This window comes from Janthinobacterium sp. J1-1 (assembly GCF_030944405.1).
In the GTDB taxonomy this organism is placed as follows: Bacteria; Pseudomonadota; Gammaproteobacteria; order Burkholderiales; family Burkholderiaceae_D; genus Janthinobacterium.
The window spans coordinates 760,529-783,639 of the sequence record NZ_CP132339.1 but is presented as its reverse complement, the minus strand read 5'-3'; the positions used below and the strand labels follow the sequence as shown (position 1 = coordinate 783,639).

The 23,111-nt window shown below is 58.5% G+C and carries 32 protein-coding genes; 2 read left to right on the top strand and 30 right to left on the bottom strand.

Going from position 1 to position 23,111, the window contains the following annotated elements; translation table 11 throughout:
• Positions 1–12: 12 nt before the first annotated feature.
• Positions 13–750, top strand: a complete 738-nt coding sequence (gene yihA / locus Q8L25_RS03505; RefSeq protein ID WP_308923561.1) for a ribosome biogenesis GTP-binding protein YihA/YsxC — start codon at positions 13–15, stop codon at positions 748–750.
• A 71-nt stretch (positions 751–821) separates the two neighbouring features.
• Here the strand turns inward: yihA and Q8L25_RS03500 are convergent, their stop codons facing one another.
• The 5 genes from Q8L25_RS03500 to Q8L25_RS03480 all read right to left on the bottom strand — a co-directional run bounded on the left by Q8L25_RS03500 (position 822) and on the right by Q8L25_RS03480 (position 8,459).
• Complete coding sequence (locus Q8L25_RS03500) at positions 822–1,715, bottom strand: hypothetical protein (RefSeq protein ID WP_308923560.1); 894 nt, start codon at positions 1,713–1,715, stop codon at positions 822–824.
• Positions 1,716–2,000: 285 nt separating this feature from the next.
• Positions 2,001–5,111: an efflux RND transporter permease subunit gene (locus Q8L25_RS03495; protein ID WP_308923559.1), complete on the bottom strand. Its 3,111-nt coding sequence runs from the start codon at positions 5,109–5,111 to the stop codon at positions 2,001–2,003.
• Positions 5,108–6,280, bottom strand: coding sequence for an efflux RND transporter periplasmic adaptor subunit (locus Q8L25_RS03490; protein ID WP_308923558.1), 1,173 nt, complete (start codon positions 6,278–6,280; stop codon positions 5,108–5,110). The genes Q8L25_RS03495 and Q8L25_RS03490 overlap by 4 nt, the downstream gene beginning before the upstream one ends.
• Positions 6,281–6,378: 98 nt before the next feature.
• On the bottom strand, positions 6,379–7,734 hold the full coding sequence (locus tag Q8L25_RS03485) for an ATP-binding protein (RefSeq protein ID WP_308923557.1): 1,356 nt from the start codon (positions 7,732–7,734) through the stop codon (positions 6,379–6,381).
• A complete protein-coding gene (locus Q8L25_RS03480; protein WP_065310140.1) occupies positions 7,731–8,459 on the bottom strand; it encodes a response regulator in 729 nt (242 codons plus the stop codon). Before Q8L25_RS03480 ends, Q8L25_RS03485 begins: the two co-directional genes overlap by 4 nt.
• Before the next feature lie 187 nt (positions 8,460–8,646).
• Between Q8L25_RS03480 and Q8L25_RS03475 the strand changes: the two genes are divergently transcribed.
• Positions 8,647–9,216, top strand: a complete 570-nt coding sequence (locus Q8L25_RS03475) for a Spy/CpxP family protein refolding chaperone (RefSeq protein ID WP_308923556.1) — start codon at positions 8,647–8,649, stop codon at positions 9,214–9,216.
• 68 nt (positions 9,217–9,284) lie between these two features.
• Here the strand turns inward: Q8L25_RS03475 and dsbD are convergent, their stop codons facing one another.
• The 25 genes from dsbD to rpsS form a co-directional block, all read right to left on the bottom strand.
• Complete coding sequence (dsbD, locus tag Q8L25_RS03470) at positions 9,285–11,255, bottom strand: protein-disulfide reductase DsbD (RefSeq protein WP_308923555.1); 1,971 nt, start codon at positions 11,253–11,255, stop codon at positions 9,285–9,287.
• A 149-nt stretch (positions 11,256–11,404) separates the two neighbouring features.
• Positions 11,405–11,797, bottom strand: coding sequence for a 50S ribosomal protein L17 (gene rplQ, locus Q8L25_RS03465; RefSeq protein WP_065310142.1), 393 nt, complete (start codon positions 11,795–11,797; stop codon positions 11,405–11,407).
• 135 nt (positions 11,798–11,932) lie between these two features.
• Complete coding sequence (locus tag Q8L25_RS03460; protein ID WP_008444343.1) at positions 11,933–12,910, bottom strand: DNA-directed RNA polymerase subunit alpha; 978 nt, start codon at positions 12,908–12,910, stop codon at positions 11,933–11,935.
• Between the two features lie 115 nt (positions 12,911–13,025).
• Complete coding sequence (gene rpsD / locus Q8L25_RS03455; protein ID WP_308923554.1) at positions 13,026–13,649, bottom strand: 30S ribosomal protein S4; 624 nt, start codon at positions 13,647–13,649, stop codon at positions 13,026–13,028.
• A 257-nt stretch (positions 13,650–13,906) separates the two neighbouring features.
• Entirely contained in the window at positions 13,907–14,311 is a 405-nt protein-coding gene (gene rpsK / locus Q8L25_RS03450; protein ID WP_010394475.1) for a 30S ribosomal protein S11, read from the bottom strand.
• A 17-nt stretch (positions 14,312–14,328) separates the two neighbouring features.
• The gene (rpsM, locus tag Q8L25_RS03445; RefSeq protein ID WP_046681666.1) at positions 14,329–14,694 is read right to left on the bottom strand and encodes a 30S ribosomal protein S13; all 366 of its coding nucleotides are present in this window, start codon (positions 14,692–14,694) and stop codon (positions 14,329–14,331) included.
• A gap of 14 nt (positions 14,695–14,708) precedes the next feature.
• Entirely contained in the window at positions 14,709–14,822 is a 114-nt protein-coding gene (gene rpmJ / locus Q8L25_RS03440) for a 50S ribosomal protein L36 (RefSeq protein WP_010394471.1), read from the bottom strand.
• 42 nt (positions 14,823–14,864) lie between these two features.
• Complete coding sequence (gene infA, locus Q8L25_RS03435) at positions 14,865–15,083, bottom strand: translation initiation factor IF-1 (protein ID WP_005663428.1); 219 nt, start codon at positions 15,081–15,083, stop codon at positions 14,865–14,867.
• A gap of 18 nt (positions 15,084–15,101) precedes the next feature.
• Positions 15,102–16,436, bottom strand: a complete 1,335-nt coding sequence (secY, locus tag Q8L25_RS03430) for a preprotein translocase subunit SecY (protein WP_094442958.1) — start codon at positions 16,434–16,436, stop codon at positions 15,102–15,104.
• Between the two features lie 32 nt (positions 16,437–16,468).
• On the bottom strand, positions 16,469–16,900 hold the full coding sequence (gene rplO / locus Q8L25_RS03425; RefSeq protein WP_034753211.1) for a 50S ribosomal protein L15: 432 nt from the start codon (positions 16,898–16,900) through the stop codon (positions 16,469–16,471).
• Between the two features lie 30 nt (positions 16,901–16,930).
• Complete coding sequence (rpmD, locus tag Q8L25_RS03420) at positions 16,931–17,110, bottom strand: 50S ribosomal protein L30 (protein WP_010394435.1); 180 nt, start codon at positions 17,108–17,110, stop codon at positions 16,931–16,933.
• Between the two features lie 10 nt (positions 17,111–17,120).
• The gene (gene rpsE / locus Q8L25_RS03415; RefSeq protein WP_010394433.1) at positions 17,121–17,639 is read right to left on the bottom strand and encodes a 30S ribosomal protein S5; all 519 of its coding nucleotides are present in this window, start codon (positions 17,637–17,639) and stop codon (positions 17,121–17,123) included.
• A gap of 9 nt (positions 17,640–17,648) precedes the next feature.
• Positions 17,649–18,011 (bottom strand): 50S ribosomal protein L18, encoded by a 363-nt coding sequence (gene rplR / locus Q8L25_RS03410; RefSeq protein WP_010394431.1) that lies wholly within the window; start codon positions 18,009–18,011, stop codon positions 17,649–17,651.
• Between the two features lie 13 nt (positions 18,012–18,024).
• The gene (gene rplF / locus Q8L25_RS03405; protein WP_065310145.1) at positions 18,025–18,558 is read right to left on the bottom strand and encodes a 50S ribosomal protein L6; all 534 of its coding nucleotides are present in this window, start codon (positions 18,556–18,558) and stop codon (positions 18,025–18,027) included.
• 10 nt (positions 18,559–18,568) lie between these two features.
• Positions 18,569–18,964 carry a 30S ribosomal protein S8 gene (gene rpsH / locus Q8L25_RS03400; RefSeq protein WP_071325662.1) on the bottom strand — a complete coding sequence of 132 codons (396 nt, stop codon included), beginning with the start codon at positions 18,962–18,964 and terminating at the stop codon, positions 18,569–18,571.
• A 14-nt stretch (positions 18,965–18,978) separates the two neighbouring features.
• Entirely contained in the window at positions 18,979–19,284 is a 306-nt protein-coding gene (rpsN, locus tag Q8L25_RS03395) for a 30S ribosomal protein S14 (protein ID WP_010394423.1), read from the bottom strand.
• 2 nt (positions 19,285–19,286) lie between these two features.
• Complete coding sequence (gene rplE, locus Q8L25_RS03390) at positions 19,287–19,826, bottom strand: 50S ribosomal protein L5 (protein ID WP_010394421.1); 540 nt, start codon at positions 19,824–19,826, stop codon at positions 19,287–19,289.
• A gap of 6 nt (positions 19,827–19,832) precedes the next feature.
• Positions 19,833–20,147: a 50S ribosomal protein L24 gene (gene rplX / locus Q8L25_RS03385; protein ID WP_065310147.1), complete on the bottom strand. Its 315-nt coding sequence runs from the start codon at positions 20,145–20,147 to the stop codon at positions 19,833–19,835.
• A gap of 9 nt (positions 20,148–20,156) precedes the next feature.
• Complete coding sequence (gene rplN / locus Q8L25_RS03380; RefSeq protein WP_008444317.1) at positions 20,157–20,525, bottom strand: 50S ribosomal protein L14; 369 nt, start codon at positions 20,523–20,525, stop codon at positions 20,157–20,159.
• A gap of 251 nt (positions 20,526–20,776) precedes the next feature.
• Positions 20,777–21,049, bottom strand: coding sequence for a 30S ribosomal protein S17 (gene rpsQ / locus Q8L25_RS03375; RefSeq protein ID WP_065310148.1), 273 nt, complete (start codon positions 21,047–21,049; stop codon positions 20,777–20,779).
• The gene (gene rpmC, locus Q8L25_RS03370) at positions 21,046–21,237 is read right to left on the bottom strand and encodes a 50S ribosomal protein L29 (RefSeq protein ID WP_071079768.1); all 192 of its coding nucleotides are present in this window, start codon (positions 21,235–21,237) and stop codon (positions 21,046–21,048) included. Before rpmC ends, rpsQ begins: the two co-directional genes overlap by 4 nt.
• A 12-nt stretch (positions 21,238–21,249) precedes the next feature.
• Complete coding sequence (rplP, locus tag Q8L25_RS03365) at positions 21,250–21,669, bottom strand: 50S ribosomal protein L16 (RefSeq protein WP_034753201.1); 420 nt, start codon at positions 21,667–21,669, stop codon at positions 21,250–21,252.
• 2 nt (positions 21,670–21,671) lie between these two features.
• Positions 21,672–22,496 (bottom strand): 30S ribosomal protein S3, encoded by an 825-nt coding sequence (gene rpsC, locus Q8L25_RS03360; RefSeq protein ID WP_092718261.1) that lies wholly within the window; start codon positions 22,494–22,496, stop codon positions 21,672–21,674.
• A 9-nt stretch (positions 22,497–22,505) separates the two neighbouring features.
• Positions 22,506–22,838 carry a 50S ribosomal protein L22 gene (gene rplV / locus Q8L25_RS03355; RefSeq protein ID WP_170840583.1) on the bottom strand — a complete coding sequence of 111 codons (333 nt, stop codon included), beginning with the start codon at positions 22,836–22,838 and terminating at the stop codon, positions 22,506–22,508.
• On the bottom strand, positions 22,835–23,110 hold the full coding sequence (gene rpsS / locus Q8L25_RS03350) for a 30S ribosomal protein S19 (protein ID WP_008444295.1): 276 nt from the start codon (positions 23,108–23,110) through the stop codon (positions 22,835–22,837). Before rpsS ends, rplV begins: the two co-directional genes overlap by 4 nt.
• Between the last annotated feature and the right edge of the window lies 1 nt (position 23,111).

The window sequence follows — 23,111 nt, the reverse complement described above, 5'->3', positions numbered from 1 at the left end:
ATTACTACTCCCATGTCAAAACTCTGGCAAGCCCGTTTCTTTACGACCGTCAACCAACTGCGCGACCTGCCCGATACCTCGGTGCCGGAAATCGCTTTTGCCGGCCGCTCCAATGCCGGCAAATCGACCGCCATCAATATTTTGTGCAATCAGAAAGGCTTGGCGTTCGCCTCCAAGACGCCGGGCCGTACCCAGCATATCAACTATTTCTCGATCGGCGGCGCCCACGTGGGCCAGCACCGCAAGGATGCCACCATCGTCGAAGAGATCGAATGCCTGCTGGTCGACTTGCCCGGTTATGGCTATGCGGAAGTGTCGGGCTCGGCCAAGCTGCACTGGCAGCGTTTGCTGGGCGACTATGTGCAGCGCCGCGAACAGCTGGCCGGCCTGATCCTGATCATGGATTCGCGCCGCCCGTTTACGGACCTCGACATCCAGATGCTGGAATGGTTCGCGCCGACCGGCAAGCCGATCCACTGCATCCTGACCAAGGTCGACAAGCTGAACCGCAATGAATCGGTGAACGCGCTGCGCCAGGCCAAGGCCAAGCTCGACAGCTATGTCGATGAAGACGGCGTCGGCTTCCCGTTCACGGTGCAGCTGTTCTCGGCCCTGAAACGGGTCGGCATCGAGGAAGCCAATGACAAGATCATGGAACTGGCCGGCATCAGCGAAGACGGCGCCGCCGAAATGGTGGAACTGATCGAGATGGAAGACGACGTCGAACCGGAAGCAGACAAACCGGCTTGATCCTCGTATCAGTACGGCACGTTAAAAAGGCGGCTCACTTGCGTGAGCCGCCTTTTTTTCATGGCTGAAAATTAACGCCGGCCCGGCCCTGGCCGTTTCTCGGAAAAGAATTCCTGGCGCAGGAACGCGGTCAGCTCGGCAGTATCCTCGACGCGAGCGCTGAGATTGACGTTGCGGCCCAGGCGGCGCGATTCCCACACGAAGTCGCCCGGCTTTTCGGCACGGATCAGCTGGATCATCTTCTTGATGATGGCCGATTCGATATCGGGCTCATTGCCCAGCTCAACTTTTTCCTGCTTCAGCCAGTTGCGCTTGAAGTTACCGTTCCAGCCCTTGAACTTGACTTCGGCACTGAACGAGGTCTGGTTGACGATGGAAAACACGCCACCCGAATCATCGTTGTCGCTGCCCGAGTTGCGGCCCTGGGCGCGCGCGATATTGGCCTTGGCCACGCGCGTGGCGCGGTCGTTTTCGCTTTCCTCGGCCGGCGGCGCCGGCTGCTGCGCCTGGCGCTGCTGGCGGCGCTGCTCGATCATGGTGGCCATGTCGTCGGCCGGCGGCGGCGGCAACGGCACTTTCGATACCAGCGGCGGCGTAAAGGTTTCCAGCTTCGGCTTGTCGCGCGGCACGTTTTTCGTCACCACCGGCTTGCTCGGCGCTGGCGGCGGTTTCACCTTGGCAACCTTGGTTTCCTTCGGCGTCGGCTTGGGCGTGGGCTTGGGCGTCGGTTTCGGCGTCGGCTTGTCCTTCAGCGGCGCGATATACACCATCGCGCTTTCCTTTTTCGGCGGCGGGATCTTTTCGATCTTGTCCGTATGCAGCAAGGCATACGCGGCAATCAGCACGTGCAGCAGGACAGACACGCCCAGTATCACCTTGCGGCGGTTGCTGGTCTTTTCGCCATAGGCCAGTGGCGGCTGGATCAATTGCCCGCAGGTAGGGCAATAGCCGGTATCGGCAGCCATCGGGTGGGTCGTGTCATGCAAAATGAATCGTGCTTTCTTTGTAGCAACAAAGTTGATCTTACAGGGCAGTCATAGTGCCAGAATCGCCGGCGTTTGGAAACACTTGCCGCGCCCTTGCCACCCGAAGCGTACAGGATCGCGGCATTCCTTGCACCGCCATGAAGAGTAGCCGAAGCGGCCCTTGATGGTTGTTACCGTATGTATCACGCTTCTTACAGCCAGGTAACACAAACGGCGCGCCGTTCCCGAAGGACTGGCGCGCCGCAGCGTTTTTTATCCGAGCAATCAGGCTTTGTTGTCGAGCGCCACCAGTTGCTCGTCCGTCATCGGCCCGGTGCCGCTGTATTTGTCGAGGAACAGATAGATCACGGGCGTGATGAACAAGGTGATCACTTGCGAAAAGATCAGGCCGCCGACCACGGCCAGGCCCAGCGGCTGGCGCAGTTCGGCGCCCGCGCCCAGGCCCAGTGCGATCGGCAAGGCGCCCATCAGCGCCGCCGCCGAGGTCATCATGATCGGACGGAAGCGCAGGATGCAGGCCTGGCGTATCGCTTCGGCGGGGGCCAGGCCCTCGTTCCTCTGCGCATGCAGGGCAAAGTCGATCATCATGATGGCGTTTTTCTTGACGATGCCGATCAGCATCAAAATACCGATAATCGCGATCATGGTCAGGTCCATGCCGAACAGACGCAAGGTCAGCAGCGCGCCAACAGCGGCCGACGGCAGGCCGGCCAAAATGGTCAGCGGGTGGATATAGCTTTCGTACAAGACGCCCAGCAGCACGTAGATGACGGCCAGCGCGGCGATGATCAGGATGATCTGGCTGGCCTGCGAATCTTGGAACACGGCCGCGTCGCCGCCGTAGCGGGTGATGATCGACGCGGGCAAGTTCATGCCCTTGCTCATCACGTCGATCTTGCCGGTGGCAATCCCCAGCGGCACGTCCGGCGCCAGGTTGAAGGCAATCGTGACGGCCTGCAGCTGGCCCTGGTGATTGACGGAGGTGGGGCCGATGGTGCGCTCGACGCGAGCAATGCTCGACAATTTGACCAGTTCCCCCGTCTTGCTGCGCACCGACACGCGCGTCAGCGCATCGTCGTACTGACGGTCCGGCGTGGCCGCTTCCAGGATCACGTAATAGCTGGCGGCCGAGGAATAGATGGTCGACACCTGCCGCTCGCCAAACGCGCTGTACAGGGCGGTGCGAATGTCCGACATCTGCACGCCCAGCATGTTCGCCTTGTCGCGGTCGATCTTCAAGGACGCCTGCAAGCCCTTGATCTGCGAATCGCTGGTGACGTCGCGGAAGGCCGGGTCGGCGCGCATGCCGGCCAGGAATTTCTCGGCCCAGTCATTCAGGGCGTCGGGGCTGACGCTTTGCAGGGTGTACTGGTAGCGGCTCTTGCTCTGGCGCCCGCCCAGCTGCAAGTTTTGCACGGGACGGAAATACACGGCCATGCCGGGCACGGCGCTGGTGGCCCGGCGCAGGTTTTCCAGCACCACCGGCATTTTCGGCCGTTCGCTGCGCGGTTTCAGCACCATGAACATGCGGCCCGTATTGCCGCCACCGACAAACGAAGTGACGTCCTGCACGCTGGGGTCGGCCTTGATCACGGCCGCCATGCGTGCCTGCAGGGCTTGCAGGGCTTCCGACGAGATATCTTCCGACGCTTCCGTATTGACCTGGATCTGGCCCAGGTCTTCCTCGGGGAAAAAACCTTTCGGTATCGTCGCGTACAGAATCACGGTCAGGGCAAACGTGCACACGGCGATCAGCAGCACCACGTTGCGGTGCGCCAGTGCCTTGTCGAGCACGAAGACATAACCATTGCGCACGCGCGTAAAACCGGCTTCGAAGTGGCGGCCGATAAAGGTTTTTTCCTCGGCGTGCTCGTGCTCATTGCCGTGCCCCTGCGCGCCGGCCGGCAGGAAGCGGCTGGCCAGCATCGGCACCAGGGTCAGCGAGATTATCGCCGACACCAGGATCGCCAGCGAGACCACCACGGCAAATTCATGGAACAGCAGGCCGATCACGCCCGGCATGAAGAAGATCGGGATAAACACCGCCACCAGCGAGACGGAAATCGAGATGATGGTAAAACCCATCTCTTTCGCGCCCACCAGTGCCGCCTGGATCGGCTTCTTGCCCATCTCGATATGGCGCACGATGTTTTCCAGCACCACGATGGCGTCATCGACCACCAGGCCGACGGCCAGCGTAATGCCCAGCAGCGAGATATTGTCGAGGCTGTAACCTAGCCAGTACAGCAGGGCCAGCGCGCCCAGCAGCGAAATCGGCATGGTGACGGCCGGAATGAAGGTGGCGGCCGCGCGGTGCAAAAACAGGAAGATCACCAGCACCACCAGCACCACGGTGAGCGCCAGGGTCAGGTTGACGTCGTGAATCGCCTCGCGGATCGACAGCGAACGGTCGTTGACCAGACTGATCTGGATCGACTGCGGCAGTTGTTCCTTGAAACCGGGCAACAGGCGGCGCACGCCGTCGACCACCTGCACCGTGTTGGCGTCGGGCTGGCGCTGCACCATCAGGCTGATCGAGCGCTCGCCATTGAAGCTGCCGACCGCCTTGATCGATTGAAAACTGTCTTCCACCTCGGCCACGTCCTTCAAACGCACGGGCTGGCCGTTGCGGCTGGCGACGATCAGCTCGGAAAAATCGGCCGCCTTCATCATCTGCGGATTGCCCTGGATGGTCAGGGTCTGGCTCGGGCCGTCCAGGATGCCCAGCGGCGAATTGGTGTTCGAGGTGCGCAGCGCCGTGGCCAGCTCGTCCATGGTCAGGTCGCGCGCATTCATCAAATCGGCACGCGCGCGCACGCGCACGGCAAAGCGCTTCTGGCCGTTGACCACCACCTGCGCCACGCCGGGCAAGGTCGACAGGCTGGGGGCGATCAGGTTTTCCGCGTAATCGTTCAGGTCCGACAGGTTCAACGATGGCGAGGTCATCTGGATGAACAGCACCGGCGCATCGGCCGGGTTGACCTTGCGGTAGGACGGCAAGTCCGTCATTTCGGTCGGCAACTGGCGCTGGGCGCGCAGCAGTGCCGCCTGCACGTCGACGGCCGCCTCGTTGACATTGATGCTGGAATCGAATTCCAGGGTCAGGGAGGTGTTGCCCAGGGTACTGGTGGAAGTGATCAGGCTCAGGCCGGAAATCGTGGAAAACTGCTTTTCCAGCGGCAAGGCGACGGATGACGCCATGGTTTCCGGGCTGGCGCCGGCCAGGTCGGCGCTGACGTTGATGACGGGCGTGTTATAGCTCGGCAAGGCCGCCACGGGGATCTGCAGATACGCCAGCACGCCGGCCAGGATGATGGAGAGGGACAGCAGCACAACCATCACGGGGCGGCGGATGCTCAGTTCGGACAGGTTCATGCTGGCTTGCCCGTCGGCGTGGCGGCAGCGGCCGGGGTGGTATCCTGGCGTTTTTCCGCCAGGCGCACCTTGCTGCCCGGACGCAGGTTCTGCTTGCCGTCGACAATCACCTGCTCATCGCCAGTCAAGCCCGTCACCGCGGCATTCAGGCCAAACGCATGCACGCGCGTGACCTTGTTCGCCATGGCCGTGTTGTCGGCCTGCATGGTATAGACCAGGGTGCCGGCGGTGGTGGTGATGATGGCGTTTTGCGGGATCACCAGCGCGTCTTTCAGGGTTTGCACCGTCATCTGGGTATTGATGTACTGGCCCGGCCACAGATCGGTTTGGGTATTGCCGAAACGGGCCTTGACCTTGATCATGCCCGACGTCGGATCGACGGCGTTGTCGATAAAGTTCAGCTTGCCCTGGACCTGCTTGCCGCCGGCGTCCGCCAGCAGCGCCGTGACGGGCACTTCGCCCGCTTTCTGCGCCGACAGCAGGGCCGACAAACTGCTCTCCGGCAAGGTGAACACAACATCGATCGGATCGAGCTGGGTAATGCTGGTGAGCGAGGTGGTCGGCTGCACCAGGCTGCCCGGATACACGCCGATGGCGCCGACCCGGCCGCTCAGGGGCGCGCGCAAGATGGTGTAGCTGGAATCGACTTGGGCCGCGCGCAAGGCGGCCTGGTCGGCGGCCAGCAAGGCGCGCGCCGCGTCGAGCTGGCTTTGCAGGGTATCGACGGCGCCCTGGGCGATGAAGTTCTTGCTGAGCAAATCGGTGCTGCGCTTGAGCTGGCGCTCGAAGTCCTGCACCGAGGCGCGGTCGCGCAACACTTGCGCCTGGGCTTTTTCCACGTTGGCGCTTTCGGTGCGTGCGTCCAGGGTGAACATCAGCTCGCCCTGTTTGACGTACTGGCCTTCCTTGATATGCACCTTGGCAATCGTGCTGGTGGTTTGCGGATGCAGGTCGACGCTGCTGATCGGCGTCACGCTGCCATTGGCCTGCAGCACGATGGGCACGTCCTGGCGCACGGGCTTGACCACGCTGACGCTGGTCGGCGCCTGCCCTCCCTTGGCCGCCGCTCCGCTCCTGGCCTTGTCGGCGGACTGATGATTGAAATACCAGATGCCGCCACCGATACACAGGGCACCACCGACCAGGATTGCCAGGCTAGTTTTTTTCATTATTCGTCACGCTGTCTCGGCGCGGATTTTGCAGGTTGAATTAATTGCCTAAAGGCATTAAGGGCGATATTGTCGCATGAAAGCGTCACGGGAAATCATCACTTTCCTGCGTAATATTGTGGCACCACCAGGGTCACTTCCAGCCCGCCGTCCACATGATTGGACAGCAAAACCGTGGCGCCGTGCTGTTCGGCGATATTGCGTGCAATCGTCAGGCCCAGGCCGGTGCCGCCGGATTCGCGCGAACGCGAGGTCTCGATGCGGTAGAACGGTTCGAACACCTTGGCCAGCTGGTCGGGCGCAATGCCGGGACCGCCATCGCGGATGCGGATGCGCGCCGCGCCCGTCAGGCGCTCGACCGTCACCTGCGCATGCTGGCCATATTTGACGGCATTGTCGATCAGGTTGACCAGGCAGCGCCGCATGGCGATCGGGCGGCCCATCAGGGCCATGCCGGCATGGCCTTCCAGGGTCACGTTCTGGCCCGCATCGGCGGCGTCCGAACAGACGCTGTCGAGCAGCGAATCGAGGTCGAGCGCCTGCATCGCTTCCGTGCTGTCCATCGAGCGCGCCAGGTCCAGCCCTTCCTTGACCATGCTCTGCATGGCCGACAAATCGCCCACCAGCCGTTCGTGCAGGTCGGAGTCGGCCACTTTTTCCAGCCGCAGGCGCAAACGCGTGAGCGGCGTCTGCAGATCGTGCGTGATGGCGGCCAGCATCTGCGTGCGCTGGAAGATGTGCTGGCGGATGCGCGCCTGCATGGCGTTGAAGGCCGCGCTGGCCTGGCGGATTTCGCTCGCGCCCGTCAGGGCCAGCGGCGGATGGTTGATGTCGTTGCCCAGGTCTTTCGCCGCCTGCGCCAGCTGTTTCAACGGCCGCATCGTCATGCGCGTGACCAGGTAGGCCAGGATGGCGATGCTGATCAGGAAAGGCAGCAGGGTCATCCAGTCATTGTGCTCGGCGAACGCCGGCTGGCGCGGCGGCAGCACCAGCAGGCGCAGCATGTGGCCGTCCTGCATGCGCACGTCCAGGCTTTCGCAGGTGCCGCCCCAAGGCTTGGGCGAAAACAGGCCGGGCGCTTTCTTCGGCTTGACGCAGACCAGCGGCAGCTGGGCCAGCGCGGTCACCTTGAAGGCCTCGCCCAGCTTGGCTTGCAGCGCGCTGGAAAACTCGGTCGGCGCGCCGGCCGCGTGTTCGGCGTCCGGCCGCAGTTCCAGCCGCACGCTGCCCTTGTTGGCCACCTTCAGGTAGGCCGCGCGCGACGCCAGCGGCACCATGTCGGTCGACATCACCAGCTGCTCGGCACGCTCGACGGCGTGATAGTCGCGGTACTGTTCGATCGCCCGCTGGCGCTCGCCCACGGCCAGCCACTGCGTCAGCGCGGCCGAGGCCACCACGCCGATCAGCAGCACCATGAAGACGCGCCCCGTCATCGAACCGAGAAAGGCCTTCACGCGTGCGGCTCCACGTTGACCTGGCCGGCCAGCACATAGCCGCCGTTGCGCACGGTCTTGATGATTTGCGGCAAACGTGCATCCTCGCCCAGCTTTTGCCGCAAGCGGCTGATCTGGATATCGATCGAGCGGTCGAACGGGTCGGCGTCGCGGCCCTGCGTCAGGTTCAGCAGCTGGTCGCGGTTCAGCACACGGTTCGGGTGCTCGAGGAACACGCGCAACAAACGAAATTCCGCGCCCGACAGCATGATCACCACGCCGGTCGGGTTGAGCAGGTGGCGCGCCGTCAGGTCCAGGGTCCAGCCCGAGAAGCGGATCTGCTGCGCCTTGTCCGACGGCGCATTGGACGGCATCGCATGGCTGCGGCGCAGCACGCTGCGGATGCGCGCCAGCAGCTCGCGCGGCTCGAATGGTTTCGGCAGGTAATCGTCGGCGCCCATTTCCAGGCCCAGGATGCGGTCCAGCGGTTCGTTGCGGGCCGTCAGCATGATGACGGGCACGGTCGACTGCGCGCGCAGCTTGCGGCACAGGGTCAGGCCGTCGTCGCCGGGCAGGTTCAGGTCGAGCACGATCAGGTCGGGCCGGGTTTCGTCCAGCACCTTCCACATGGCCGTGCCATCGGCCGCGCCCAGGGTGCGGTAGGCATTGGTTTCCAGGTAATCCGCCAGCAGGCTGCGGATATCGCGGTCGTCGTCGACGATCAGTATTGTAGAAGTGGTTTCCATGCCTGAATTATCCCCACTTCAGAAGGGCGTGCACAGCGCATTTGTATCGTCTTGTATATAGACCATGTGACGAAACATACGGATACAAACTGTCGGACAGCGGACACTTCGTGGAAACATGGGGCGGCCACACTGGATTCATGTGCACAGACATGTACATGCTCTCTTCACTCATAAAGGAATCCAGATGAACACCTCATTTCACACCGTACGCAAACACCTGATCGTCGCGCTGAGCGTACTCGGCATGGGTGCCGCATCGCTGACCGTCCACGCCCAGCAAGCTCCCGCCAGCGCCCCGGCCGCCACCAGCAACCCGAAAGCCGCACCGGACGGCCCGCGCGCTCATCGTGGCGAACGCGGCGGCGAACACCGTGGCGAACGCGGCAATCCGGCCGAACGCATGGCCAAATACCAGGCCCGCCTGCACGACAAGCTAAAACTCACCGCCGCCCAGGAACCGGCCTGGGCCACCTTTACGGCCGCCAACGCGCCGAAAAAGCCGGCCGGCGACTGGAAGGCCAAGCGCGAAGCGTTTGCCAAGCTGTCGGCACCCCAGCGCATGGAGCAGTGGATCGCCCTGTCGAAGGAGCGCATCGCCGGCCAGGAAAGCCGTCTGGCGTCGCTGAAAACGTTTTATGGCGTGCTGACGCCGGAACAACAGAAAGTGTTCGATAACAGCGTGCCGGGCGGCAAGCATGGCGGCATGCGCGGACACCATGGCCACCGTGGCGGCCCGGAACATAAAGCCGGCTAAAACTGTTGCAAACAAAGAAAAGGCCTGCAATGCAGGCCTTTTTTCATATGAACAACGCGAGTAAACGCTTACTTTGCATCGAGCTTGTTCAACGACGCCAGGAAGGTTTCCGCGTTCTGGAAGCCGATCACGCGCGATTGCGGTATCTCCTGGCCTTGCGGATTGAACATGATGATGCCGGGCGGGCCGAACAGTTGAAAACGTTTCAGCATGGCCTTGTCGTCCGCGTCATTGGCCGTCACGTCGACCTGCAGCAGCACCGACATGCCCATCTTGTCGCGCACGGCTGGCGCGACAAACGTCAGCTTTTCCATTTCCTTGCACGACACGCACCAGTCCGCATAAAAATCGAGCAGCGCCGTCTTGCCGTTCAATTGCGCCAGCGCCGCATCGAGCTGCGCCACGGTTTTTACGCGCGTAAAAGCATGCGGATGGACCTGGCCACCGCCCAGGTGGGCCAACGGCGCCAGCGGATCGCGGCCGCCGCTGGCCACGCCCACCAGCTGCACCGCGCCGAGGATGGCGAACACCAGGCCGAAGGCCTTGGCCACCCAGGCGTTTTTGGAAGAGCTTTTGCCCACCAGCAGATACATGCCGTAGCCGATGAACAGCGCGGTCCAGCCCAGCATCTGCACGCTGCCCGGCAACACGGGCGACACCAGCCACCAGGCCACGCCCAGCAGCAGCACGCCAAAGAAACGTTTCACGGCATCCATCCAGGCGCCGGCGCGCGGCAGCAAGGCGCCGGCCGACACGCCGACCAGGATCAGGGGCACGCTCATGCCGACCGCCATCGCAAACAGGGCGCTGCCGCCGATGACCACGTCGCGCGTCTGGCTGATGTACAGCAAGGCGCCGGCCAGCGGCGCGGCCACGCACGGCCCCACGATCAGGGCCGAGATCGCGCCCATCACGAACACGCCCGCCAGGCGGCCGGAGGATTGCTGGTTCGACACGGTGGCCAGCTTGCCCTGCAAGAAGGCCGGTACCTGCAGTTCATAAAAGCCGAACATCGACAGCGACAAGCCGGCCATCAGCAAGGCAAAGAAACCGAGCACCCACGGGTTCTGCAGCTTGGCCGCCAGCCCTTCGCCGGCCAGGCCCGCCGCCACGCCCAGCGCCGTATAGACGATCGCCATGCCCAGCGCATAGGTCAGCGACAGCAGCAGGCCGCGCGAGCGGCTGACCTTGGCGCCGTCACCGACGATAATCGACGACAGGATCGGCACCATCGGCAGCACGCACGGCGTGAAGGCCAGGCCCAGGCCCAGCAGCATGAACAACGGCACGATCACCAGCAGCTTGCCGCCTTTTAAGGCAGATTCGATACTGCCCATTTCGCTTGTCACCGGTGCCGCAGCAGCACTGACGACAGGCGCGGCCGGGACCGGCACGGCATCGGGCGTGCTGGTGATATCGGCTTGCGGGATGCTCATCACGGAAACGCCCGGCGAGGCCTGCGCCTGCGGGCCGTTGATGGCCTTGGTATCGACGGCGGGCGTATCGACGGCGGGCGCCGCCGGCAAGGCGAATTTCGAGGCGACCGCGCCTGGCGCCATGCTCTGGCCGCCGGCGCCGACCAGCTTGATCGTCGCATCCTGCGGCGCATAGCACAGGCCCTTGTCCGAGCAGCCCTGGCCGGTCGATTTGAGCGTAAACGCGCCGGCCGCCTGCACGGGAATCGTGATGGTCAGCGTGTGGCGGAAGGTCTCGACGTTCTTCTGGAAGGTTTCGTCGAACTTGACCTTGCCTTTCGGGAAGACGGGCGTGCCCAGAGTGGCGCCGGTGGCCTCGAACTTGAAGCGCTCGTGGTACATATAGTAGCCATCGGCGATCACATAGGTCACCGCGATGGTGGCCGGGTCCTGCATGCGGGCGGAAAACTTGAACGCCAGTTCGGGATCGAGGAATTCGTCATCGGCGCGCGCGTGGCCGGCGCCGAATACGGCCATCAACAACAGCAGAAACGCGGCAAACCAGTGGGGCAAGGAGTAACGCGAGGGCAAGCGCGCGGCGGCGCCGGAAGGGAAACGGGACATGAACTACCTTTTTCGACCATTCAACAAGAAGTCGCGCGGAGCATGCAGGGCCGGCGCGAAAGAAGAATAGTACACCGCGGCAGAGCCGGCTGCAGCAGAAAGCAAAAAAGCCAGGCTAGGCCTGGCTTTCCTTGAAGCAGTAACCGGGATTACTCGCCAGCGACTTCAACTGCTTCGGTCGTATCTGGACGATCCATCAGTTCAACGAATGCCATAGGAGCATTGTCGCCGACGCGGAAGCCCATTTTCAGGATACGCACATAACCACCGTTACGGTTGGCATAACGCGGGCCCAGTTCAGCGAACAGTTTGACGACCATTTCACGGTCGCGCAGACGGTTGAAGGCCAGACGCTTGTTTGCCAGGGAGTCGGTTTTGCCGATGGTCAGAATTGGCTCGACAACGCGGCGCAGTTCTTTTGCTTTTGGCAGGGTGGTTTTGATCGCTTCGTGACGCAGCAGCGATACTGTCATGTTGCGCAGCATAGCCAGACGGTGGGACGAGGTACGATTCAGTTTACGGAGGCCGTGACCGTGACGCATGGTAAATCCTTTCGGTAGTGAGTTTAAATCCAGTTCTTCGATCAATGAAGCAAGCGCTTCATCGCGGACCGGTTTGGTACTTCAAAAATAAAAGCCTGGGACACCTGTCCCAGGCAGTTTGCTACAAACTTCGAATTACTTTTCCAGGCCGGCAGGCGGCCAGTTTTCCAGCTTCATGCCCAAGGTCAGGCCGCGCGATGCCAGCACTTCCTTGATTTCGTTCAGCGATTTGCGGCCCAGGTTAGGCGTTTTCAGCAGCTCGTTTTCCGAACGCTGGATCAGGTCGCCGATGTAGTAGATGTTTTCGGCTTTCAGGCAGTTGGCCGAACGCACGGTCAACTCCAGGTCGTCGACTGGACGCAGCAGGATAGGATCGACCAGCGGAGCGCGCGATGGTGCTTCCGCGGCGGCTTCCGTGCCTTCCAGGGCAGCGAACACATTCAACTGGTCCACCAGGACGCGGGCCGACTGGCGGATCGCTTCTTCCGGCGAGATCACGCCGTTGGTTTCGATGTTGATGATCAGCTTGTCCAGGTCGGTACGCTGTTCGACGCGCGCCGATTCAACGAAGTACGACACGCGGCGCACTGGCGAGAACGACGCGTCCAGGATGATGCGGCCGATGGTCTTGTTGGTGTCTTCCGACAGGCGACGCACGTTGCCAGGAACGTAGCCGCGGCCTTTTTCAACCTTGATCTGCATGTCCAGCTTGCCACCGGCGGTCAGGTGGGCGATCACGTGGTCAGGGTTGATCAGTTCGACGTCGTGCGGCAGGTCGATGTCGGAGGCCAGGATCGCGCCTTCGCCTTCTTTTTTCAGGGTCAGGGTCACCGAATCGCGGTTGTGGACTTTGAAAACCACACCCTTCAAGTTCAGCAACAGATCGACGACGTCTTCCTGCACGCCATCGAGGGAAGAATATTCGTGGACGACGCCGGCGATCGTCACTTCGGTCGGCGCGTAGCCCACCATCGACGACAGCAGAACGCGGCGCAACGCGTTACCCAATGTGTGGCCATAGCCGCGCTCGAACGGCTCCATCACGACTTTGGCGTGACCTGCACCGAGAGCTTCAACATCGATAATACGTGGCTTCAACAAACTGTTTTGCATGAAATGTCCTTTTCAATACCCTCGGCTCGTTACGCCGATAAGGCTGATGGCATTAGTGAAACGCCCACTCTGCAAAAAAATGCAAAGTGGGCGGGAATCTTGCTACTTGATACGATTAACGCGAGTACAGCTCGACGATCAGCGATTCGTTGACGTCGTTGGCGATTTCGTTACGCTCTGGCAGGGACTTGAAAGTACCTTCCATTTTCTTGGCATCAACCGAAACCCAGCTAGGCATACCAACTTGTTCGGCCAGCGACAGTGCTTCAACGATACGCACTTGCTTTTTCGATTTTTCACGAACAGCGACGATATCGCCGACTTTGACCGAGTACGAAGCGATGTTGACAACGATACCGTTCACGGTGAATGCTTTGTGGCTGACCAGTTGACGCGCTTCAGCGCGGGTCGAGCCAAAGCCCATGCGGTAGCAAACGTTGTCCAGACGCGTTTCCAGCAACTTCAACAGCGTTTCGCCGGTGTTGCCTTTACGACGGTCTGCTTCAGCGAAGTAGCGGCGGAATTGACGTTCCAGCACGCCGTACATGCGCTTGACTTTTTGCTTTTCGCGCAGTTGGTTACCGTAGTCCGAGGTGCGGGCGCCGGATTTGACACCGTGCTGGCCTGGTTTGACGTCCAGTTTGCACTTGCTGTCCAGCGAGCGACGTGCGCTCTTCAGGAACAGGTCAGTACCTTCACGGCGGGAGAGTTTTGCTTTAGGTCCGATATAACGTGCCACGATACTTCCTTTTTTTAAATGATAACGCCCCAGCCACATGCATGATCAAACACACTGATGCGGTTAGGCGCTAGTCTGATTCACTTGCGATCAGACGGTGGCTGAAAACGAAAAACCCGTCAAATACAATTTGACAGGCAAGAACAGCCGGGCAGTATAACCGTTTCCGGCTCCCTGCTCCAGCGTTTTCACACAACTGTACTCAATACAACAAACAGAAGAGCAGCTGGCGCCGAGGCGCCCACTGCAATACTGTCTTAGATACGACGACGTTTCGGTGGACGGCAACCGTTGTGCGGTACCGGCGTCACGTCCTGGATCTCGGTGATCTTGATGCCCAGGTTGTTCAGCGCGCGAACGGCGGATTCACGACCAGGACCTGGGCCCTTGATACGTACTTCCAGGTTCTTTACGCCACACTCAACAGCCACTTTACCAGCGGCTTCCGCGGCGACCTGCGCTGCGAATGGGGTCGATTTACGCGAACCCTTGAAGCCTGCACCGCCGGAGGTAGCCCACGACAAGGCATTGCCTTGACGATCGGTGATGGTAATGATGGTGTTATTGAACGAAGCGTGGACATGTGCGATGCCTTCAGCGACGTTCTTTTTAACTTTTTTACGCACGCGTGCTGATGCGGCGTTATTTTGCGACTTGGCCATAATTATTCCCTAGCGGATTATTTTTTCAGCGATTGAGCGGCTTTACGCGGTCCCTTGCGGGTACGTGCGTTCGTACGCGTACGCTGGCCACGGCAAGGCAGACCCTTGCGATGACGCATGCCGCGGTAGCAACCCAGATCCATCAAACGCTTGATGTTCATGGACAGTTCACGACGCAGATCGCCTTCGACGATGAATTTACCTACTTCATCGCGCAGTTTTTCCAGTTCGCTGTCATCCAGATCTTTGATCTTCTTGTTGGTTGCTACACCGGTCGATGCACAGATTTTCTCTGCGCGTGGACGGCCAACACCGTAGATGGCTGTCAGGCCGATAACGGTATGCTGATGATTTGGGATATTAACCCCTGCAATACGTGCCATTTGTTATTCCTCGATTAACCTTGACGCTGCTTGTGACGTGGTTCCACGCAGATTACGCGGACTACGCCTTTGCGCTTGATGATCTTGCAGTTGCGGCAGATCCGCTTGACTGATGCGAGAACTTTCATTTTGGGGCTCTTTCTTTCGCTTCTTTGGTTTGATTCAGTGTGTTACTTGGTACGGAACACAATGCGGGCTCGGCTCAAGTCATACGGCGTCAACTCCACCGTCACCTTGTCTCCAGGGAGAATGCGAATATAGTTCATCCGCATTTTACCTGAAATATGCCCGAGCACCACGTGTCCGTTCTCCAGCTTCACTCGAAATGTTGCATTTGGGAGATTCTCAAGAATCTCGCCCTGCATCTGTATGACGTCGTCTTTTGCCATTCGGTATGTTTACCGCGCTTAACGCGTCGGAATTCCGCCCTTGAAATTTGCTTTGCGCAGCAGTGAATCATATTGCTGCGACATCACGTAGTTCTGTACTTGCGCCATGAAATCCATGGTGACAACTACAATAATCAATAAAGAAGTACCGCCGAAATAGAATGGTACTTTCCACTGGGCTTGCATAAATTCCGGCAATAAACACACCAGGGTGATGTAGACTGCGCCGGCAAGTGTCAAGCGTGTCAGGATCTTGTCGATGTAACGGGCTGTCTGTTCGCCTGGACGGATCCCGGGAATGAACGCACCGCTCTTCTTCAAGTTATCCGCTGTTTCCTTGCTGTTAAAGACCAGCGCGGTATAGAAGAAACAGAAAAACACGATCGCCACTGCGTACAACAGCGCATGGATAGGCTCACCAGGCCCCATCGATGCTGCCAAATCTTTCAAGAACCGCACCGCAGGGTTAGCGTTGTCGGCGCCCTTTGAAAACCAGTCCACGATAGTGGCCGGGAACAAGATGATCGAAGAAGCAAAGATCGGCGGGATCACGCCGGCCATGTTCAGCTTCAACGGCAAATGGCTGGTTTGACCGCCATAAATCTTGTTGCCTACCTGGCGCTTCGCGTAGTTGACCAATATTTTGCGCTGACCGCGTTCGACAAATACCACGAAGAACGTTACCAGGGCTACCAGCAGCACGATGAAGATCGCGCCCAAGCTGCCGATCGAACCATTCGATACCAGGCTGAACAAACCACCCAGTGCGGAAGGCAGACCTGCTGCAATACCGGCAAAAATGATGATCGAGATGCCGTTACCCAAGCCACGCTCGGTAATCTGCTCACCCAACCACATCAAAAACATTGTTCCGGTCAACAAAGTGACGACCGTCACGAAGCGGAATGCAAGACCAGGTTCCAACACCAGACCAGCTTGCGACTCCAGTGCGACTGCAATACCTAACGCTTGAAACAGTGCCAGTGCCACCGTGAAATACCGGGTGTACTGGGTGATCTTGCGGCGGCCTGCTTCGCCTTCTTTTTTCAACGCTTCCATCTGCGGTGACACGATCGACAGCAATTGCATGATGATCGAGGCCGAGATATAAGGCATGATACCCAGCGCAAACACTGTAAAACGAGACAAGGCACCGCCCGAGAACATGTTGAACATGCCCAGGACGCCGCCTTCGTGCTCCTTGAACAGCGAGGCTAATTGTGTCGGGTCAATCCCGGGAACCGGGACGTGAGCACCGATACGATAAACCACCAATGCGCCAAGCAAAAACCAGAGCCGTCCCCAAGGGAAACCGGCCGCTGCACTTTTAGCAAGTTGTGGATTAGTCGCCAATTTTCGCTCCGATCAAGCTGTTAGCGGTCAACTCAGGCTACCGAGCCGCCGGCTGCTTCGATGGCTGCTTTCGCGCCAGCGGACACTTTCAAGCCCTTCAAATTCACCGCTTTGGTGATTTCGCCGGACAAGATCACGCGCACGTCACGGGCCAACACGCCCAGAACGCCAGCTTGCTTCAAGACCAGAATGTCGACATCGCCAACAGCCAGGTTGTTCAGATCGGACAGGCGCACTTCAGCTTTGAAGGTTGCGTGCATCGATTTGAAACCGCGCTTAGGCAGACGGCGTTGCAGAGGCATCTGACCGCCTTCGAAACCGACTTTATGAAAGCCGCCCGAACGCGATTTCTGACCTTTGTGACCACGACCCGAGGTTTTACCCAGGCCGGAGCCGATACCGCGACCGACGCGACGCTTGTAGTGCTTGGCGCCTTCGGCTGGTGCAATAGTATTCAATTCCATGATTTGCTCCGTTCGTGTAAGCCCGAAGGCTTACCCGACAACTTTAACGAGATACGATACTTTATTGATCATGCCGCGTACGGATGGGGTGTCTTGCAGTTCGGAAACCGAATTTACACGACGCAGACCCAGACCGCGCACGGTAGCGCGATGCGATTCGCGCGTACCGATCAAGCCCTTGACCAATTGCACTTTGACTGTGTTTGTCATTTTGTCCACCTTAAGCCAGAATGTCTTCAACCGACTTGCCGCGTTTGGCAGCGATATCGGAAGCAGTACTCATTTTCGACAGGCCGTCCAGCGTAGCGCGCACCAGGTTGTAAGGGTTGTTCGAACCGGTGGATTTCGCCACCACGTCCGTCACGCCCATTACTTCGAAGATCGCGCGCATTGCGCCACCAGCGATAACGCCGGTACCAGGCTTGGCTGGGTTCATCAGAACCTTCGACGCGCCGTGACGACCCACTACCGTATGATGCAAGGTACCGTTTTTGAGCGGCACTTTGATCAGGTTGCGGCGAGCTTCTTCCATTGCTTTTTGCACGCCAACCGGCACTTCTTTCGATTTGCCCTTGCCCATGCCGACGCGGCCATCGCCATCACCAACTACGGTCAGCGCGGCGAAACCCATGATACGACCACCCTTGACCACTTTGGTCACGCGGTTGATCGCGATCATTTTTTCGCGCATGCCATCATCCGGCTTGTCGCTTTGCATTTTTGCTTGCATTTTTGCCATGATTGATCCTTAGAACTTCAGACCGGCTTCGCGTGCGGCTTCTGCCAACGCTTTCACACGGCCGTGGTAACGGAAACCGGAGCGGTCAAACGCAACTTCGGTAATCCCTGCTTTCAACGCTTTTTCAGCGACGCGCTTGCCGATCAAGGCTGCAGCAGCGGCATTGCCGCCTTTGCCGGATTGGCCTGCCAGTTCAGCGCGAACTTCCGCTTCAGCCGTCGAGGCCGAAACCAGGACTTTAGCGTCCGGGCTGATCAGGTTGGCGTAAATGTGCAGGTTGGTGCGGTGCACCGACAAGCGATTTACTTTCAATTCCGCAATCTTGATGCGGGTTTGGCGTCCGCGGCGAAGCCGTGATTCTTTCTTATCCATCGTCAGCCCCTAATTACTTCTTCTTGGTTTCTTTAAGCTTGACCACTTCGTCCGCATAGCGAACGCCCTTGCCTTTATAAGGCTCAGGGGAGCGGTAAGCACGAACTTCAGCGGCTACCTGGCCAACCTGTTGACGGTCGATACCCTTGATCAGGATCTCGGTCGGGGTTGGTGTTGCGCAGGTAACGCCGGCTGGCATGTCATGCACTACAGGGTGCGAGAAGCCCAGGGACAGATTCAACTTGTCGCCTTGCGCTTGCGCCTTGTAACCCACGCCAACCAGGTTCAGCTTTTTCTCGAAACCCTTGGTGACGCCAACAACCATGTTGTTGACCAGTGCGCGCAGCGTGCCGGACATGGCATTGGCTTCGCGGCTGTCGTTCGCCACGTCGAAACTCAGGGTTCCTGCATTGTTTTCCACTTTGACCTGGCCGGTGAGGGCCTGGGAAAGCACGCCCAGCGGGCCTTTTACGGTGATCGCTTGTGCGGAGATGGCGACTTCAGCGCCAGCTGGCACAACGATAGGCATTTTAGCTACTCGAGACATGTGTAACTCCTTAAGCCACGTAGCAAATAACTTCGCCGCCGACACCGGTAGCGCGTGCTTTGCGGTCAGTCATGACGCCTTGCGGAGTCGACACGATCGCCACACCCAAGCCATTCATCACAACAGGGATCTCGTCTTTGCCCTTGTAGACGCGCAGGCCCGGACGGGACACGCGCTCAAGGCGCTCAATGACGGGACGGCCAACATAATACTTCAAACCGATCTTCAGTTCCGCCTTGCCACCAGCTTCGGCAACAGCGAAATCTTCAATGTAACCCTCGTCCTTCAGGACGTTGGCAATCGCAATTTTGACTTTCGACGATGGCATGGCCACTGTCGTTTTTTGCACGCCCTGGGCGTTACGAATGCGGGTCAGCATATCGGCGATAGGATCGCTCATACTCATTGCATATTCTCCTATTACCAGCTTGCTTTAGTCATACCCGGAATTTCACCACGCATGGCGAATTCACGGAGCTTGATACGACCCAGACCGAATTTACGGAATGTGCCGCGCGGACGACCAGTGATGGCGCAACGGTTACGTTGACGCGTCGGGTTCGAGTTACGTGGCAGCGCCTGCAATTTCAGGCGAGCTTCGTAGCGCTCTTCTTCCGATTTCGATTGGTCATCGACGATGGCCTTGAGAGCTTCGCGCTTAGGGGCGAATTTCGCCACCAGGTCAGCACGCTTGATCTCACGATTAATCAGTGACAGTTTGGCCATGATCAGTTCCTGAAAGGGAATTTAAAGGCGGCGAGCAAAGCTTTGGCTTCGTCATCGGTCTTAGCAGTTGTCGTGATGCTGATATTCATACCGCGCAACGCGTCAATCTTGTCGTATTCGATTTCAGGGAAAATGATCTGTTCCTTGACACCGATGTTGTAGTTGCCACGACCGTCGAATGCACGACCGTTCACACCACGGAAATCGCGTACGCGCGGCAGGGCCACGGTAATGAAGCGATCCAGGAACTCGTACATGCGAGCGCCGCGCAGGGTGACCATCGTACCGATCGGGTAACCTTCACGGATTTTGAAGCCTGCGATCGCTTTGCGGGACTTGGTGGTCACTGGCTTCTGGCCGGCGATCTTGGTCAAGTCAGCAACTGCGTGCTCGAGAACTTTTTTATCCGCGATAGCCTCACCAACACCCATGTTCAGGGTGATCTTGGTCAGGCGTGGAACTTCCATCACCGACTTGTAACCAAACTTGCTGGTCAGGTCGGCAACGACTTTTTCTTTATAGAATTCTTGGAGACGTGCCATGATTTCTTAAGCCTTCACTACTTCGCCGGAGGATTTAAAGATGCGAACTTTCTTGCCGTCCACTTCTTTGAAACCCACGCGATCTGCCTTGCCAGTCGCTGCATTGAACAATGCAACGTTGGACACGTGAATTGGCATGGTCTTATCGACGATACCACCAGTTACGCCAGTCATCGGGTTTGGCTTGGTCGCTTTTTTAGCGACGTTGATGCCATCAACCACGATATGTTCAGCATCGATACGTTGCTGCACCACACCACGTTTGCCCTTGTCTTTCCCGGTCAGAACGATGACTTCGTCGTTTTTACGAATCTTATCCATTACGACTCCTTACAGGACTTCCGGTGCCAGGGACACGATTTTCATGAACTTCTCAGTACGCAGTTCGCGTGTGACAGGTCCAAAAATACGGGTACCGATCGGTTCCAGCTTGGCGTTCAACAGAACGGCGGCGTTGCCGTCGAACTTCACCAGGGAACCGTCTTGGCGGCGAACACCTTTAGCGGTGCGCACAACCACGGCGTTATAAATTTCACCTTTTTTGACACGGCCACGTGGCGCAGCAACCTTGACGGTTACTTTGATCACATCGCCAATGCCAGCATAACGGCGCTTGGAGCCACCCAATACCTTGATGCACATTACTTCCTTGGCACCGGTATTGTCAGCCACTTCGAGCCGGCTTTCAGTTTGAATCATAGTATTCTCTTTCCCAACTTAAGCCGAAGAATCCACACAATGTAGACCCGCGGTCAGTCTTGGTCCCGCCAGAGCCGCCCTGCTGGGCTTCACTGTTTGGGTGCATGACCTTCATACATCAACTGACCGCGGAGCTATGTCTGTGGCCAGACACTTTGCGGCGTTACATGAACGAAGCCCGCAAGTATTACATACAATTTGCGGGCCTGCAAGTACTAATTAAAAGCCACCGCCGAAACGGTGGTTTTTATTTAAACGATGGGTGCGGCTTGAACCACACGTGTCACCGTCCATGCCTTCGTTTTGGAGATCGGACGACCTTCCTGGATCTCTACCGTGTCACCGGCTTTGACCTGGTTGGTCTCGTCATGCGCGTGATACTTGTTCGAACGCATGATGATCTTGCCATACAAAGGATGTTTTACGTGGCGCTCGATCAGAACGGTAACGGTCTTGTCCATCTTGTCGGATACCACTTTACCGATCAGCGTGCGCTTGAGCGACTGTTTCACTGGTTCGTTCATTTGGCTTCCTTCAGATTCATTACCGTCTTCACACGCGCGATATCGCGGCGTACCTTCTTGAGCTGCGAAGTGTTGCTCAGCTGTTGCGTAGCGATTTGCATACGCAGGCCGAACTGTGCCTTCAACAAGTCATTCAGCTCTTTTTGCAGAGCTGGCTGGTCTTTGCCGCGGAGTTCAGTTGCTTTCATATCCAACTCCAATTATTGGCCAACTTGGCGGATGACAAACGTCGTCGCCAGTGGCAGTTTAGCGGCGGCAAGACGGAAAGCTTCCCGTGCCAGCGCTTCATCAACGCCATCCATTTCGTACAGTACTTTGCCTGGCTGAATTTCAGCGACGTAGTACTCAGGATTACCTTTACCGTTACCCATACGGACTTCAGCCGGTTTGTTCGAAATCGGTTTGTCCGGGAAAATACGGATCCAGATACGGCCACCGCGCTTGATGTGACGCGTCATTGCACGACGCGCCGCTTCAATTTGACGCGCAGTGATACGACCGCGCGCAACGGCTTTCAGACCGAATTCGCCAAACGACACGGCGGTGCCGCGGCTGTGCGAAATACCGGTGTTACGGCCTTTCTGCTCTTTACGATACTTTCTGCGTGCTGGTTGCAGCATGATTATTCTCCTGCTTTCTCAGCGGGTGCTGCTGCGGCGGCCGGTTTAGCGGCGGTACGCACACGTGCACCTGGTGCTGTGGATGGTTTCGCACCGGCACCGGCTGGACGTGGGCGGCCAGCTGGCTTGCCATCGTCACGGCGTGGACCGCGGCTCTTCTTCTCGTCAGCTGGGGTATCGATGACTGGTGCATCGCCGTTAGGCGCGCGGTCACCTTTGTATACCCACACCTTGACACCGATGATGCCGTAGGTGGTCGATGCTTCGCTGGTACCGTAGTCGATATCGGCGCGCAGGGTATGCAGAGGCACGCGGCCTTCGCGGTACCATTCTTTACGGGCGATTTCGATACCGTTCAGACGGCCGGACGACATGATCTTGATACCGAGTGCACCCAGGCGCATTGCATTTTGCATTGCACGCTTCATGGCGCGGCGGAACATGATCCGTTTTTCCAGCTGCTGCGAGATCGAATCGGCGATCAGTTGCGAGTCGATTTCAGGCTTGCGAATTTCTTCGATGTTCACGTGAACAGGTACGCCCATGATCTTGGTCAGCGCCGACTTCAGTACTTCGATGTCTTCGCCTTTTTTACCAATGACCACGCCTGGACGCGAGCTGTAGATCGTGAAGCGCGCGTTCTTGGCAGGACGCTCGATAACGATGCGGCCAACCGAAGCGTTCTTCAGTTTCTTTTTCAGGTAAGCACGTGCTTTCAAGTCTTCGTTCAGCATGGCAGCGAAATTGCCGTTGCCTGCATACCAGCGCGAAGCCCAGTTACGGGTGACCGCCAGACGGAAACCGGTTGGATGAATTTTCTGACCCATCGTGGCTCCTTAGTTACCGACAGTCACGTAAACGTGACAGGATTGTTTCGAAATACGGTCGCCACGGCCTTTTGCACGCGCGGTGAAGCGCTTCAGGACCGGGCCCTTTTCGACGTAGATCGTTTTCACGAACAGTTCGTCGATGTCCGCGCCGTCATTGTGTTCCGCATTGGCGATTGCCGATTCCAGAACACGCTTGATGATCGCAGCACCTTTTTTCGGGCTGAATTGCAAGATGTTGAGTGCTGCGTCAACTTTCTTGCCACGGATCAGGTCAGCAACCAGGCGACCTTTTTGGTCGGACAGGCGCACACCTTTGAGGATAGCTTTGGTTTCCATTATTTCTTAGCCTTTTTGTCAGCTGCATGACCCTTGAACGTACGGGTCAGTGCGAATTCGCCGAGCTTGTGACCAACCATGTTTTCGGAAACATAAACCGGCACGTGCAGCTTGCCGTTATGAACCGCGATCGTCAGGCCGATAAAGTCAGGCATGATTGTCGAACGACGCGACCAGGTTTTGATTGGCTTTTTGTCTTTGGCAGCTTGCGCGGCTTCAACTTTTTTCACCAGGTGGGCGTCACAGAACGGCCCTTTTTTCAATGAACGTGTCATG